This window comes from Amycolatopsis sp. lyj-109, assembly GCF_046548995.1.
Lineage (GTDB): Bacteria > Actinomycetota > Actinomycetes > Mycobacteriales > Pseudonocardiaceae > Amycolatopsis.
The window spans coordinates 137340-151155 of record NZ_JAJPWR010000001.1 but is presented as its reverse complement, the minus strand read 5'-3'; the positions used below and the strand labels follow the sequence as shown (position 1 = coordinate 151155).

15 protein-coding genes are annotated in these 13816 nt (G+C 70.2%); 13 read left to right on the top strand and 2 right to left on the bottom strand.

Annotated features, from left to right (window positions below; genetic code table 11):
• Window positions 1-2: 2 nt before the first annotated feature.
• Window positions 3-467, bottom strand: coding sequence for a Clp protease N-terminal domain-containing protein (locus ACLJQF_RS00655; protein ID WP_410606210.1), 465 nt, complete (start codon window positions 465-467; stop codon window positions 3-5).
• A gap of 7 nt (window positions 468-474) precedes the next feature.
• Complete coding sequence (locus tag ACLJQF_RS00650) at window positions 475-678, bottom strand: helix-turn-helix domain-containing protein (protein ID WP_013223678.1); 204 nt, start codon at window positions 676-678, stop codon at window positions 475-477.
• A 58-nt stretch (window positions 679-736) separates the two neighbouring features.
• On the opposite strand from ACLJQF_RS00650, the gene ACLJQF_RS00645 reads away from it, so the two are divergent.
• From ACLJQF_RS00645 to ACLJQF_RS00585, 13 genes are all read left to right on the top strand, one after another.
• Window positions 737-2095: an FAD-dependent monooxygenase gene (locus ACLJQF_RS00645; RefSeq protein WP_410606209.1), complete on the top strand. Its 1359-nt coding sequence runs from the start codon at window positions 737-739 to the stop codon at window positions 2093-2095.
• An 8-nt stretch (window positions 2096-2103) separates the two neighbouring features.
• On the top strand, window positions 2104-3096 hold the full coding sequence (locus ACLJQF_RS00640; RefSeq protein ID WP_410606208.1) for an LLM class flavin-dependent oxidoreductase: 993 nt from the start codon (window positions 2104-2106) through the stop codon (window positions 3094-3096).
• A gap of 506 nt (window positions 3097-3602) precedes the next feature.
• Window positions 3603-4397: an MlaE family ABC transporter permease gene (locus tag ACLJQF_RS00635; protein ID WP_410606207.1), complete on the top strand. Its 795-nt coding sequence runs from the start codon at window positions 3603-3605 to the stop codon at window positions 4395-4397.
• Between the two features lies 1 nt (window position 4398).
• Complete coding sequence (locus tag ACLJQF_RS00630; RefSeq protein ID WP_410606206.1) at window positions 4399-5250, top strand: MlaE family ABC transporter permease; 852 nt, start codon at window positions 4399-4401, stop codon at window positions 5248-5250.
• On the top strand, window positions 5247-6521 hold the full coding sequence (locus ACLJQF_RS00625) for an MCE family protein (protein ID WP_410606205.1): 1275 nt from the start codon (window positions 5247-5249) through the stop codon (window positions 6519-6521). Before ACLJQF_RS00630 ends, ACLJQF_RS00625 begins: the two co-directional genes overlap by 4 nt.
• Complete coding sequence (locus ACLJQF_RS00620; RefSeq protein ID WP_410606204.1) at window positions 6518-7522, top strand: MCE family protein; 1005 nt, start codon at window positions 6518-6520, stop codon at window positions 7520-7522. The genes ACLJQF_RS00625 and ACLJQF_RS00620 overlap by 4 nt, the downstream gene beginning before the upstream one ends.
• Window positions 7519-8511, top strand: coding sequence for an MCE family protein (locus ACLJQF_RS00615; RefSeq protein WP_410606203.1), 993 nt, complete (start codon window positions 7519-7521; stop codon window positions 8509-8511). The genes ACLJQF_RS00620 and ACLJQF_RS00615 overlap by 4 nt, the downstream gene beginning before the upstream one ends.
• Window positions 8508-9542 carry an MCE family protein gene (locus ACLJQF_RS00610; RefSeq protein WP_410606202.1) on the top strand — a complete coding sequence of 345 codons (1035 nt, stop codon included), beginning with the start codon at window positions 8508-8510 and terminating at the stop codon, window positions 9540-9542. The genes ACLJQF_RS00615 and ACLJQF_RS00610 overlap by 4 nt, the downstream gene beginning before the upstream one ends.
• On the top strand, window positions 9539-10618 hold the full coding sequence (locus ACLJQF_RS00605) for an MCE family protein (RefSeq protein ID WP_410606201.1): 1080 nt from the start codon (window positions 9539-9541) through the stop codon (window positions 10616-10618). Before ACLJQF_RS00610 ends, ACLJQF_RS00605 begins: the two co-directional genes overlap by 4 nt.
• On the top strand, window positions 10618-11826 hold the full coding sequence (locus ACLJQF_RS00600) for an MCE family protein (RefSeq protein ID WP_410606200.1): 1209 nt from the start codon (window positions 10618-10620) through the stop codon (window positions 11824-11826). The genes ACLJQF_RS00605 and ACLJQF_RS00600 overlap by 1 nt, the downstream gene beginning before the upstream one ends.
• Window positions 11814-12323, top strand: a complete 510-nt coding sequence (locus ACLJQF_RS00595; protein ID WP_410606199.1) for a hypothetical protein — start codon at window positions 11814-11816, stop codon at window positions 12321-12323. Before ACLJQF_RS00600 ends, ACLJQF_RS00595 begins: the two co-directional genes overlap by 13 nt.
• Window positions 12320-13084 carry a hypothetical protein gene (locus tag ACLJQF_RS00590; protein WP_410606198.1) on the top strand — a complete coding sequence of 255 codons (765 nt, stop codon included), beginning with the start codon at window positions 12320-12322 and terminating at the stop codon, window positions 13082-13084. Before ACLJQF_RS00595 ends, ACLJQF_RS00590 begins: the two co-directional genes overlap by 4 nt.
• 80 nt (window positions 13085-13164) lie before the next feature.
• The gene (locus ACLJQF_RS00585) at window positions 13165-13809 is read left to right on the top strand and encodes a hypothetical protein (protein ID WP_410606197.1); all 645 of its coding nucleotides are present in this window, start codon (window positions 13165-13167) and stop codon (window positions 13807-13809) included.
• The last annotated feature ends 7 nt before the right edge of the window (window positions 13810-13816 follow it).

Sequence of the window (13816 nt, the reverse complement as noted above, 5' to 3'; positions counted from 1 at the left end):
GATCAGGTGCGGGAATCCAGCCGACGGCGAACGGCATCCCGGTCCACACCCAGCTCCGCCAGCAGATCGGCCGCGGGATCGGGCGGCGACAGCGTCACCAGCACCCGCAACAGCTGCGCCGGATCACGCGGCCGCGGCGTCCCGCGGAGCGCCTCGTTGACGACCGCGCGCGCCCCCGACGTCAGCGCGCCCAGGGTCAGCTTCCCGCGCCTCGCCGGAACTTCGGCCGGCCGGAGGCCTTCCACCTCGATACCGAGCGCCGCCAGCGCCGCCCGGTCCAAGCGGTCCAGGGCCGCGCGGGCCTCGGCCAAACCGGTACCGAGCGCGAGCGCGCTGTCCGGGTCGTGCAGCAGGCCCAGCAGCAGGTGTTCGGTGCCGAGCCGCCGGTCGCCGCGGCGGCGGGACTCCGCCAGGGCCGCCGTCACCACCGCGGCGAACGGGCTCTTCGCGATCATCCGGTCGAGCACGAGCCCCTCACTTCCCGTACTTGGCGTGCACGGACTGCCGGGCGACACCGAGGGCGTCCCCGATCTGCTCCCACGACCAGCCCCGTTCCCGGGCGTGCGCGACGGCCGCCGCTTCGACCTGTTCGGCGAGGCGGTGCAGGGCGCCTACCGCGCGCAACGCCACCGCCGGGTCCGTTTCCGAGACGCGTCCCGAAAGCTCTTCCGCTTCCATGGTGTGTCAGTCTAGCCTGACATGGTCGTCAGTTTGAACTGACAGTCGGGAGGGCGTCATGGAGATCGCGGTGATCGGAGCGGGGCCGGTGGGCCTGATGCTGGCGGCGGAGCTGCGACTCGGCGGGTCCGAGGTGGTGGTGCTCGACCGGCGGGCCGTGCCGGACGAGCGGCCGCGGGCGAACGGGCTCGTCGGCCGGATCGTCGAGCAGCTCGACCACCGGGGGCTCCTGGACCGGTTCCGGGCCGAGGCCGCGTTCACCGGCCCCGTCCCCGGCTTCCCGTTCGGGCCGGTGCCGCTGAACACGCCAGTGCCCGGACTGATGCTGCAGCAGCCGCGAATGGAGGCCCTGCTGACCGAACGGGCACTCGAACTCGGCGCCGAAATCCGGCGGGGGCACGAACTCGTCGATCTGGACACCGTGCGCGGCCCGGACGGCGAGCACCGCCTGGACGCGCGGTACGTCGTCGGCTGCGACGGCGCGCACAGCCGCGTCCGCGAGCTGGCCGGCATCGGGTTCCCGGGCGCCACCGACGGCGAGCTGATGCGCCTCGGGCACTTCCGCGGAAACCTTCCGCTGTTCGGCTCCGGGCTGGCGCGCGGCTGGAACCGCCGTCCCGGCGGACGCGTGCTGGTGACGTCGCTGACACCCGGCGTGGTGATCGCCGGCGTTCGCGAGGTGGCACCCGAGCCGGCCGGCGAGCCGACCCTGGACGAGTTCCGCGACGCCGTGAAACGGGTGCTCGGCACCGATCTGCCGCTGGGGGAGCCGCTCTGGCTGTCGCGGACGGTCAGCTCGGCCCGGCTCGCCTCGCAGTACCGGGCCGGCCGCGTGTTCCTGGCCGGCGACGCCGCACACCTCTTTCCCGCCGGTGGGTCGTCACTCAACGTCGGGTTGCTGGACGCGGTCAACCTCGGCTGGAAGCTCGCCGCCGTCGTGCGGGGCTCGGCTCCGGAGAGTCTCCTCGACAGCTACCACGCCGAGCGGCACCCGGTGGCGGCGCGGACGTTGACGCAGACCCGCGTCCAGGCCCTGCTCGACCGCCTGACCGGCGAGGACGGCGACGCCCTGCGGACGCTCTTCGGCGAGCTGGCCGCCTTTCCCGAGGCGACCCGGCACCTGGGCGAGCTCCTGCGGGACGCCGACGAGCTGCCGTACGTCCCCGACCTGCCGCTGACCGTCGGCGGCGAGCCGACCAGGGTGGCCGAGGTCATGCGCGCCGCGCGGACCGTGCTGTTCGACTTCGCCGACCGCGCCGACCTGCGGGAAGCAGCCGGACCGGGTGTGAAGATCGTCACAGCCACCTGCCCGGACGCCCCGGCTGACGCGCTGCTGGTGCGTCCGGACGGCGTCGTGACGTTCCGCGGCGATGATCCGGCGATGCTGCGGGAAGCAATGGCGGCACCGGGGCGTTGAACCCGGTTGTGAGCTCATTGCCTGACGTGCCGCTGTCCGTGCTCGACCTGTCCCCCGTTTCGGAGGGGAACACCGTCGGCGAGACGCTGCGCAACACCCTGGACCTCGCCCGCGCCGCGGAACGGCTGGGCTACCACCGCTACTGGCTGGCCGAGCACCACAACATGCCCGGCATCGCCAGCTCGGCCACGGCCGTGCTGATCGGGCACGTCGCCGACGCCACCGAGCGGATCCGCGTCGGCTCGGGCGGGATCATGCTGCCCAACCACGCGCCGCTGGTCGTCGCCGAGCAGTTCGGCACCCTGGAGGCGTTCCACCCGGGCCGGATCGACCTGGGCATCGGGCGTGCGCCCGGCACCGACCAGCGGACGGCGCTCGCGTTGCGCGGCCCGGGCGGGCTGTCCGCGGAGAACTTCCCGGAGCACCTGCAGGAGCTGATCGGCTACTTCACCCATTCGGAGGCTCGCGGGGTCAACGCGGTGGTGGCCGAAGGCAACCAGCCGCCGGTGTGGCTGCTCGGTTCGAGCGGCTTCAGCGCCCAGCTCGCCGGACGGCTCGGGCTGCCGTTCTCCTTCGCGCACCACTTCGCCGCCGAGAACACCGTCCCGGCCGTGCAGCTGTACCGCGAGAACTTCCGGCCCGGGGTGCTCGACGAGCCGTACGTGATGCTCGGCGTGTCCGTGGTCGCCGCCGAAACGGACGAACGCGCCCGCTTCCTGGCCGGCCCCAGCGGGCTGACGTTCCTCAGCCTCCGCCGCGGCCGCCCGATCGCGCTGCCGACGCCGGAAGAAGCGGCGGAGTACCCGTACTCCGAGATGGACCGCGCGTTCCTGGCCGAGCGCTTCGGCTCCAGCATCGTCGGCTCGCCCGAAACCGTCCAAAAGGGACTCGAACAGTTGCTGGCCGACACCGGTGCGGACGAGCTGATGGTCACCACGATGGTCCACGGCCACGCCGACCGCGTCCGCTCCTACGAACTCCTCGCCGGTCTCAAGTCCTGACCGTGCCCCAGAGGCCGACACACGTGATTCGAGGGTCGACACGCGTGATTGAGAGGTCGACACGCGTGATTGCCGAGTCGACACGGCGGAGCCCAGGCTCCCGCGGCGTGTCGTCTCCCCAGTCACGCGTGTCGGCTTCCTGATCACGCGTGTCGGCTTCCTGATCACGCGTGTCGTCCGGCGGGGTACGCGGGAATTGACAAAACGGGGTGGATCGTCAAGCTCGGGTGCGGCTGGGAGGCGAGTTTCTTCGCATCTGCTGATAACAAGATCGGGTCCGTTTGTCAGCACTGCACAATAAATGTGGGGTTACCAGCCCGTGACCGCGTGATCCTGCTCAAGTTCTTGTCTACCAGCAAGGCCGTCGTTAGCGTACCGACCAGTAGGAAACGGCACGGTGCCCCCGAGACCGTGAATGGCCGGAATTTGTTACCCCATTCGGACCATTTCCCATTGGTCAACTCGGGTGTATTCGGCGTGCCGCCGAAACCGCTGGAGGCACACGAATGGCCGAACGAACGACGACGCCGTCGTTCCCGGGGGCGGCCGCGCTGCGGCAAACCGGAAGGCTTTACGGGCTCGGCCTCGACGTCGTCCGCCTGACCTTCCGGCGCCCGTTCCAGGTGCGCGAGCTGATCCAGCAGTTCTGGTTCATCGCGAGCGTGTCGATCCTGCCGACGGCGCTGGTCTCGATCCCGTTCGGCGCGGTGATCGCGCTGCACATCGGCTCGCTGACCACGCAGATCGGCGCCCAGTCGTTCACCGGCGCGGCGAGCGTGCTGGCCATCATCCAGCAGGCCGCACCGATCGTGACGGCGCTGCTCATCGCCGGCGCCGGCGGCAGCGCGATGTGCGCGGACCTCGGCTCCCGGACGATCCGCGAAGAGATCGACGCGATGGAGGTCCTCGGCGTCTCGCCGGTCCAGCGCCTGATCGTGCCGCGAGTGCTCGCCGCGATGGGCGTCTCGGTCTTCCTCAACGGCATGGTCAGCGTCGTCGGCGTGCTCGGCGGTTACTTCTTCAACGTGATCATGCAGCACGGCACCCCGGGCGCCTACCTGGCCAGCTTCTCCGCCTTGGCCCAGCTGCCCGACCTGTGGATCAGCGAGATCAAGGCCCTCATCTTCGGCTTCGTCGCCGGGGTGGTCGCCTCCTACCGCGGCCTCAACCCCAAGGGCGGCCCGAAGGGCGTCGGCGACGCGGTCAACCAGTCCGTGGTCATCACGTTCCTGCTGCTGTTCGTGCTGAACCTGATCCTCACCACCGTCTACCTGCAACTCGTGCCGCCCAAGGGGAGCTGAAGTGACGACCACGGAACTCCCGAGAGCAGCGCGGGTACGCGAGGCCGTCGACCGCCGGTTCGGCTTCCTCGACACCCTCGGCGACCAGATCCTCTTCTTCCTCCGCGCGATCGCCTGGACCCCGCGGGCCCTGCGCCGCTACCTGCGCGAAGTCGTCCGCCTGCTGGCGGAGGTCAGCTTCGGCAGCGGCGCGCTGGCCGTCATCGGCGGCACGATCGGCGTGATGGTCGGGATGACCGTGGCCACCGGCACGGTCGTCGGCCTCCAGGGCTACTCGGCGCTGAACCAGGTCGGGACGTCGGCGTTCGCCGGGTTCGTCTCCGCCTACTTCAACACCCGCGAGATCGCGCCGCTGGTCTCCGGGCTCGCCCTGAGCGCCACCGTCGGCTGCGGCTTCACCGCGCAGCTCGGCGCGATGCGGATCTCCGAGGAGATCGACGCCCTCGAGGTGATGGGCATCCCCAGCGTCCCGTACCTGGTGACGACCCGGGTGATCGCCGGCTTCCTCGCCGTCATCCCGCTCTACGCGATCGGGCTGCTGTCGAGCTACCTCGCTTCGCGGCAGGTCACCGTGTGGTTCTTCGGCCAGTCCGCGGGCACCTACGACCACTACTTCCTGCTGTTCCTGCCACCCGGCGACGTGCTGTGGTCGTTCGGGAAGGTCCTGGTGTTCAGCATCGTGGTGGTCATGGCGCACTGCTACTACGGCTTCCGCGCGAGCGGCGGCCCGGCCGGCGTCGGCGTCGCGGTGGGCCGCGCGGTGCGCACCGCGATCGTCGCGATCAGCGTCCTCGACTTCTTCCTGTCCCTGGCGATCTGGGGCGCGACGACAACCGTGCAGGTGGCCGGATGAGACGCGAAACCCGCCACAAGGCCGGGGTCCGCACCGCAGGGGTGCTGTTCCTCGTGGTGATGGGCGTGCTGGTGACGCTCTCCATCAAGATCTACGACAAGGACTTCGTCAGCACGGTGCCGGTGACGCTCAAGGCGAGCCGCATCGGCAACCAGCTCTCGCCGGGCGGTCAGGTCAAGGCCCGGGGCGTACTCGTCGGCGAGATCCGCGAGGTCCGGGCGACGCCGCAGGGCGCCGAGATAGCGCTTGCTCTCGAACCGGGCAGAGTGGACATGCTGCCGCGCAACGTCTCCGCACTCCTGGTCCCGAAGACGCTGTTCGGCGAGCGGTACGTCCAGCTGTCCATCCCGGACGGCGAGCGGGGCCCGCACCTGGTCGCCGGCGACGTCATCGAGCAGGACCGTTCGGCCAACGCGGTCGAGCTGGAACGGGTCTTCGACAACCTGCTGCCGGTCCTGCAGGCGGTCCAGCCGCAGAAGCTGGCCACGACGCTGACCGCGGTTTCGACGGCCTTGGAAGGACGCGGCGAGCAGCTCGGCAAGACGATCGGCACCGCCGCGGACTACCTCAAGGAATTCAACCCCGACCTCCCGCAGCTGACCTCGGACCTCCGGGATCTGGCCAAGGTTTCCCACCTGTACGGCGACATCGCGCCCGACCTGCTGGACGCGCTCACCGCCTCCGCGGTCACGCTGAACACGGTCAAGGAGAAGCAGGCCGACCTGGCCGGGGTGTACCAGCAGGTGACGTCGTCGTCCCAGGAGATTTCCACCTTCCTGGCCAACAACCGGGACAACCTCATCTCCCTGGCCGCCGACAGCCGCGCACCGCTGGAGATCGCGGCGAAGTACTCCCCCAGTTTCGCCTGCACGATCGGCTCCCTCAACGCACTGAGGAAATCCATGGACAAGGTGCTCGGCGCGGGCACGAACGAACCGGGCGTGCACGCCGAGGTCGCGGTGACCACCGACAGCGGCAAGTACCTGCCGGGCCGGGACGACCCGCGCTTCACCGACAGCGGCGAGCCGCGCTGCTACCCCTCCGGCGTCGCCCCCACCGTGGGCACCGCGGCCGCGGCCCCCGGAACCACCGGGCACCCGCTGCTGGCCGGCGGCCAGGGCGACCTCGGCGTCGCGAACTCGCCGCAGGAACAGCAGCTGCTGGCCACGTTGGTCGCGCCGTCGATCGGGGTGCCGACCGGCGCGGTCCCGGGCTGGAGCAGCGTGCTCGTCGGACCGCTCTACCGCGGCACGGAGGTGACGATCAAGTGAGGAACATCGCCGCCCCGCTGATCAAGAGCATCATCTTCATCGCCGTCACCGCGCTGGCGACGGCACTGCTGGCCATCTCCATCACGAACTCCGGCGTCGGCGCCACCAAGCGCTACACAGCCAAGTTCCTCGACGCCACCTCGCTCAACGTCGGCGACGACGTGCGCATCTCCGGGGTCCGCGTCGGCCAGGTCGAGTCACTGGAGATCGGCGACCGCAACCGGGCGGTGGTCGGCTTCTCGCTCGACCAGGGCCGGCGGATCCCCGCCGACGTCCACGCGGTCATCAAGTACCGCAACCTGGTCGGGCAGCGGTACGTCGCCCTCGAACGCGGGAACACCGCCACCCGGGATCAGCTGCCCGAGGGCGCCGAGATCCCGCTGGACCGCACGACACCCGCACTCGACCTCACCGACCTCTTCAACGGCTTCAAACCGCTGTTCCAGGCGCTGTCGCCGAACGACGTCAACGAGCTCTCCGGCGAGCTCGTCCAGGTACTGCAAGGCGAAGGCGGCACCGTCGAAAGCCTGCTGCAGCACACCGGTTCGCTGACCACCACGCTCGCCGGGCGCGACAAGGTGATCGGCGAGGTGATCGGGAACCTCAACACGGTCCTGAACACCGTAAACGACAAGGGCGACGCGCTGGCGAACCTCGTCTCCACCCTGCGGCAGCTGGTGTCCGGGCTGGCGGGCGACCGCGCCGCGATCGGCGACGCCATCAGCGGCATCGGCGCGCTGACCGAGTCCACCGCCGGACTGTTCGAGCAGGCCCGCCCGCCGCTGAAGGACAGCATCGCCGGCCTGAAGAACGTCGCCGGGACGCTGGCCCAGAACCAGTCCGATGTGGACAGCTTCCTGACCAACCTGCCGGTGAAGTTCGGCGAAATCGGCCGGACCGCCACCTACGGCTCGTGGATGAACTTCTTCCTTTGCCGCGCCACGCTCGAAACCACGCCCCCGCGCGGCGTGTACGTCCCCACGCCGAGGTGCGAATCGTGAAGTCCTTCAAGGAACGCAACCCGGTCGTCCTCGGCGTGATCGGCAGCATTGCGCTGGCCGCGCTGCTGACCGTGACGTTGAACTTCGACAACCTCCCGATCGTCGGCGGCGGCACCACCTACGAGGCCGAGTTCTCCGAGGCCGCCGGCCTGCAGCCGGACGACGAGGTCCGGATCGCCGGCATCAAGGTCGGCGAGGTCCGCACGGTCGCGCTGGCCGACGACCACGTGCTGATCTCCTTCCGGGTCAAGAACGCCTGGCTCGGCGACCGCACGTCCGCCGAGATCAAGATCAAGACGTTGCTGGGCCGCAAGTTCCTCTCGCTCAACCCCACCGGCGAGGACGTCCAGAACCCGGACCAGCCGATCCCGCGGACCCGGACGGTCACGCCCTACGACGTCACCGACGCCTTCAACGGCCTCGCCGACACCGTGGGCGCGATCGACACCAAGCAGCTCGCGGACAGCTTCACCACGTTGTCGGACACCTTCCGCAACTCCCCCGAGCACGTCCGCAGCGCACTCGACGGGCTGTCCCAGCTGTCCAAGACGGTCTCCAGCCGCGACAGCCAGATCGCCGACCTGCTGGCCAACGCCCGGAAGCTGACCACGACGCTGGCGAACTCGAACGACGACTTCGAGAAGCTGATCGGCGACGGCAACCTGCTGCTCACCGAGCTGAACAGCCGCCGCGACGCGATCCGCGACCTGCTGGACGGCTCGGCACGGCTGGCCACCCAGCTCAGCGGGCTGGTGCAGGACAACGCCGGTGCCCTCAAGCCGGCCCTGGAGTCGCTCAACCAGGTCACCGACCTGCTCAAGCGGCAGAACGACAACCTCACCAAGGGCCTGCAGCTGGCCGGCCCGTACTTCCGGGTGCTCACCAACACGACCGGCAACGGCCGCTGGATCGACGCCTACCTCTGCGGGCTGCTGCCCGAGAACCACGACCCCTGCACCCCGCCGAAGAACCCGGGAGGGGCGAAATGAGCGCGCTGACCACCACCCGCGCCGGTGTCCTGGCGAGCCGTTTCGTCGCCGCCGCGCTGCTGCTCGCCCTCGTCGTGTCCGCGGCGCTGTGGTGGGTGTTCTCCGGCTCCGGCCAGCACCACGTCACGGCGTTCTTCACCCGCGCGGTCGGCGTCTACCCCGGTTCGGACGTCCGCGTGCTCGGCGTCCGGATCGGCCAGGTCGACGCGGTCACCCCGCGCGGCGAGCAGGTGCAGGTCGACATGAGCATCGACGGCTCGGTCGGCGTCGCCGAGGACACCACGCTCCTGGTGATCGCCCCCAGCGTCGTCGCCGACCGCTACCTCCAGTTCGCCAAGCCGGCCCGCGGCGGACCGCGGCTGCCGGACGGCGCGTCGATCCCGATCCAGCGGACGGCCACCCCGGTGGAGCTCGACCAGCTCTACGCCAGCCTCGACACGATTTCCAAGGCGCTCGGCCCGAACGGCGCCAACTCCCAAGGCGCGCTGTCGGACCTGCTGAAGACCGGCGCGCAGACCCTGCAGGGCAACGGCCGCCCCTTCAACGACAGCGTCCGCAACTTCGCCCAGCTGGCCCGCACGCTGGCCGGCAACTCGAGCGATCTGTTCGGCACCGTCAGCGAGCTCCAGCAGTTCACCACCATGCTCGCCACGAACGACAGCCAGGTGAGCAACGTCAACCAGCAGCTGGCCCAGATCTCCGGCACCCTCGCCGCCAACAGCGGCGAGCTGGCACAGGCCCTCGAAGGCCTCGGCCGCGCGCTCGGCGACGTCCAGGCGTTCATCCGGGACAACCGCGGCGCGCTCAAGGCCAATGTGGACAACCTGGTGACGACCACGCGGACCCTCGTCGAGCAACGCGCGTCGCTGGCCGAAACGCTCGACGACATCCCGCTCGCGGTGACCAACGTGCTCAACGCGGTCGACCCGGCCACCGGGCAGCTGCGCGGCCGCGGCAACTTCGACTACTACCTCCAGCCACTGCCGCTGCCGGTCACCGGCGACGTCTACACGAGCGGGGGCGGACGATGAAACGGATTCTCGCGGTCGCGACGATCGGCTGCCTGACCCTTGCCGGCTGCTCGTCGGGGGAGTTCAAGGGCGTCTACGACCTGCCCCTGCCCGGCGGCGCCGACGTCGGCGCCCACCCGTACTCGCTGACCGTGCAGTTCGCCGACGTGCTCGACCTCGTGCCGCAGGCCGCGGTGAAGGTCGGGGACGTCCCGGTCGGCCGGGTGCGCGAAGTCCGGCTGGGCAGCGACGGCTGGACGGCCGAAACGGTGCTGGAGGTCAACGGCGACGTCGTGCTGCCGGCCAATGCGGTCGCGCGGCTGCGCCAGTCCAGCCTGCTCGGCGAGAAGTTCGTCGAGCTGGCCCCACCGGACGGTGACACCAAACCTGCCGGAACCGCGCGGCTGGCGAACGGCGCCACGATCACCCTGGACCGGACCAACCGCAACCCCGAGTTCGAAGAGATCTTCGGCGCCCTTTCCCTACTGCTCAACGGCGGCGGGATCGGGCAGCTGCAGACGATCAACCGTGAACTGTCGAAGGTGATGGACGGCAACGAAGAACAGATCCGGTCGTTCCTCTCCGGGGTGAACACCCTGGTGACCGACCTGGACGCGCACCGCTCGGACATCACCGAAGCGCTCGACGGGCTCAACCGGCTCTCGGCCACGCTCGCGAACCGCCACGAGCAGGTCTCCGGGGCGCTGACCGACCTGACGCCGGGGCTGCAGACGCTCACCGAGCAGCGCACGCAGCTGGTGTCGATGCTGCAGTCGCTGGACCGGCTCGGCACGGTGGCCACCGACGTCGTCGACCGCACCCGCGACGACATGGTCGCCGACCTGCACGCGCTCGCCCCGATCCTGGGGCAGCTGGCCGCGGCCGGGAAGGACCTGCCGCAGTCGCTGCAGATGCTGCCGACGTTCCCGTTCCCGGATTCGGTGCTCGGCGCGGTGAAGGGCGACTACATCAACTCCTACGTCTCGATGATCCCGGCACCCGGGGTGCCGTTGCCCCCGCCCGGCGAGGGTGTCCCGCCCGGCCTGCCGACGCTCCCGCTGCCGAGCAGCGGGACCCGGGTCTCCGGAGGCAGCTGATGCTGAGCCGCAGAGTACACATCCAGGTCATCCTGTTCGTCGTGATCGCGCTGGCCACGACCGCGTTCGTCGGCGCCAACTACGCCGGGCTGGGCCGGCTGTTCGGCTCCGGCAGCTACACGGTGAAGCTCGAGCTCGCCGAAGGCGGCGGCCTGTTCACCAACGGCGAAGTGACCTATCGCGGCGTCGCCGTCGGCCGGGTCGGCGAGCTGCGGCTCACCGTCACCGGGATGGAGGCGGACCTGCTGATCGACGACGCGGCCCCGCCGATCCCGGCGGACTCGCGGGCCGTGGTGGCGAACCGCTCGGCGGTCGGCGAGCAGTACGTCGACCTGCAGCCGCGCACGGCCGACGCGCCCTACCTCGACAGCAGCTCGGTGATCCGGCGCGAGTCGACGACACTGCCGCTGCCGGTGAACAACCTGCTGACCGACCTGGACTCGTTCACCGCGTCGGTGCCGACGCAGGACCTGCGCACGGTGGTGAACGAGCTCGACGACGCCCTGCGCGGCGCGGGCCCGGACCTGCAGACGCTGATGGACTCGGCGACGACGTTCACCCAGGAGGCGAGCAGCCACCTGCCGCAGACGTCGAAGCTGATCGACGACGGCGCGACAGTCCTGCGCACCCAGATCGACTCCGCCGCGGAGTGGCGTTCGTTCAGCAGCAACGCCAAGGTGTTCGCCCAGCAACTGGCGAACTCCGACGGTGACCTGCGGCGGCTGATCGCGACCGCCCCGCCGGCGGCGTCCGAGCTCGGCGGGCTGCTCAAGGAGAACGACCCGGGCCTGCCGATCCTGCTGGCCAACCTGCTGACGACGGCCCGGGTGTTCGGCACCCGCACCGCGGCGGAGGAGCAGTTCCTGGTCAACACCCCGAAGGCGGTGGCGTCGGTGGGTTCGGCGCTCAACGACTCCGGCGACGCGCTGCGGCTGGGTCTGGTGCTGAACTTCAACGACCCGCCGCCGTGCCGCCAGGGCTACGGGAAGACGCCGGACCGGCCGAGCAACGACCTTTCCCCGCTGCCGTTCAACACCGACGCGGCCTGCACGCTGCCGTACGGGAACGAAAGCTCGGTGCGCGGCGCGCAGAACGCACCGCACCCGCCGGTCCCGGCCCCGGCCCTCCCCGGCGGCCTGACCGGCCCGCTCGGCCTCGGCACCCAGGCGACGGCGACGAGCCTCGAGGAGATGCTGTGGCTGCGGTGAAGCTCAAGCACGCGGCCGTGGTCCTGACCGCGGCGGCGGCCGTGTTCGCGGGCTGGTCGGGGTATTCCTGGTACGCGGCGGCCCACGCGACGACGGTGACGTACGGGGCGGCGCGCGACGACGCCCTGGCCACCGGCCGCACGCTGGTGGCCGAGCTGAACACCCTGGACTACCACGACGTGAACGGCGGTCTGGGCAAGTGGCTGGCGGCCTCGACGGGGCCGCTGCACGACCAGCTGGCCCGCACGGACGAGACGACGAAGAAGACCCTGGCGGCGAACGCGACGGTGGCCACCGGCCGCGTGGTGGACGCGGCGCTCAGCGAGCTGGACGAACACGCGGGCACGGCGAAGCTGCTGGCCTCGGTGGAGATCACGATGGCCAAGCAGGGAACGGCCCCGGCGGTGAAACGCAACCGCTTCGCGGCGGCGCTGAGCCGGACGCCGGACGGGTGGAAGCTCAGCGCGCTCGACCAGCTGCCGGTGGGTGCCCGGTGAGCCGCACGGAAGCGCAGCCCGCCGCCCGGGCGGCCGAGGACCCGGCCGAGGTCGAGGCCCCGCAAGACAGCGAGTCTGCCGCGGCTGTCGTGAGTGGTAAGGAGGGTTCTAACCCTAATTACCACTCACGACAAGCCACGGCAGACTCGTCAGCCGGCGCCGAAACCGACCCGGCCGCCGAGCCCGACGTCACCCCCGACGTCACGCCCGACGTCACCCCCGATGTCACCACCGAAGCCCCGGCCAGGGCCCGGCCCGCCTGGCTGCGGCTGCCCGCTTTCCTGCTCGCCGCCGCCGTCCTCCTCACCGGTGCCGGTGTCTGGTTCACCCTCGAAGCCCGCTTCGCCGCGGCCGACCCCGCCGCCGCGAACGTGGCGCTCACCGACGTCGGCGCCACGGCCGATGTCACCTCCGCCGTCACCCTGGCCGTCAACCGGATCTTCTCCTATTCCTACGACCGGACCGACGTCACTGAAAAGGCCGCCGCCGCCGTGCTGCGCGGGTCGGCCAAGGATTCCTACGACAAGCTCTTCGCCGAAGTCAGGCAAAAGGCACCGCAGCAGAAACTCGTGCTCACTTCGCGCGTTTCGGCCAGCGCGGTTCAGGAGCTCAAGAATGGCCACGCCCGGTTACTCGTATTTCTCGACCAATCAGCCGTCAGGGCCGACAACAATGCGACCGACAGTGCCGCTGCGCAGCTTTCCGTGACCGCGGAGCACACCGCCGGCGGCTGGGTCATCACCGAGCTCGAAGCCCGCTGACCCAGCCCTTCGCAATACCGCACGTAACCGTTTCCGGGAGCACCCGGAAACGGCCGAGAAAACGCAAGAGGAGGACAACCATGTCCGTGGCAACGAAGCTGAAGAGACTGGCCGTGCTCACATCGGCGGCGACCGTGGCGATGACCGTGGTCACCGCGACCCCGGCGTCGGCCGAGATCATCCCGTTCCCGGTCTCCTTCTCGGTGACCGGCAACACGGTGGTGAAGAAGACCGGCAGTGCCATGAACCTCGGCCCCGGCTCCCTGGTCGGAAACCTGCTCGTCAACGACGAGACCGGCGAAGTCGGCCTGAACGCGAACCTGACCCTGCCGCCGTCCCAGGCGAACATCTCCCTGGTTTCCGGCCTGTTCAAGATCAAGGCGACGGTGAAGGTGATTCCGCTCGGCCCGGCCACCGGCACCCTGGCCGACGCCACGCTGACCACGCACGCCAAGGCCAACATGGAGATCAGCAACATCTGGGTCGGTCTGCTCGCGCCGGTCATCCCGCTGCCCACCGTGCCGGGAGCCTGCAAGACGAAGACCCCGATCGAGCTGAACCTGGTGGCGAAGGACATCGACATCTTCTCGCCGATCACGGTCTCGGCCGACTACACGATCCCGGAGTTCACCAACTGCTGGGTCGCCGACCTCGCCCTCGGAGCGCTGGTTTCGGGGCCGGGCAACACGATCAACCTCACCCTGACGCCCAACGCGGCGAGCTGACGCGACG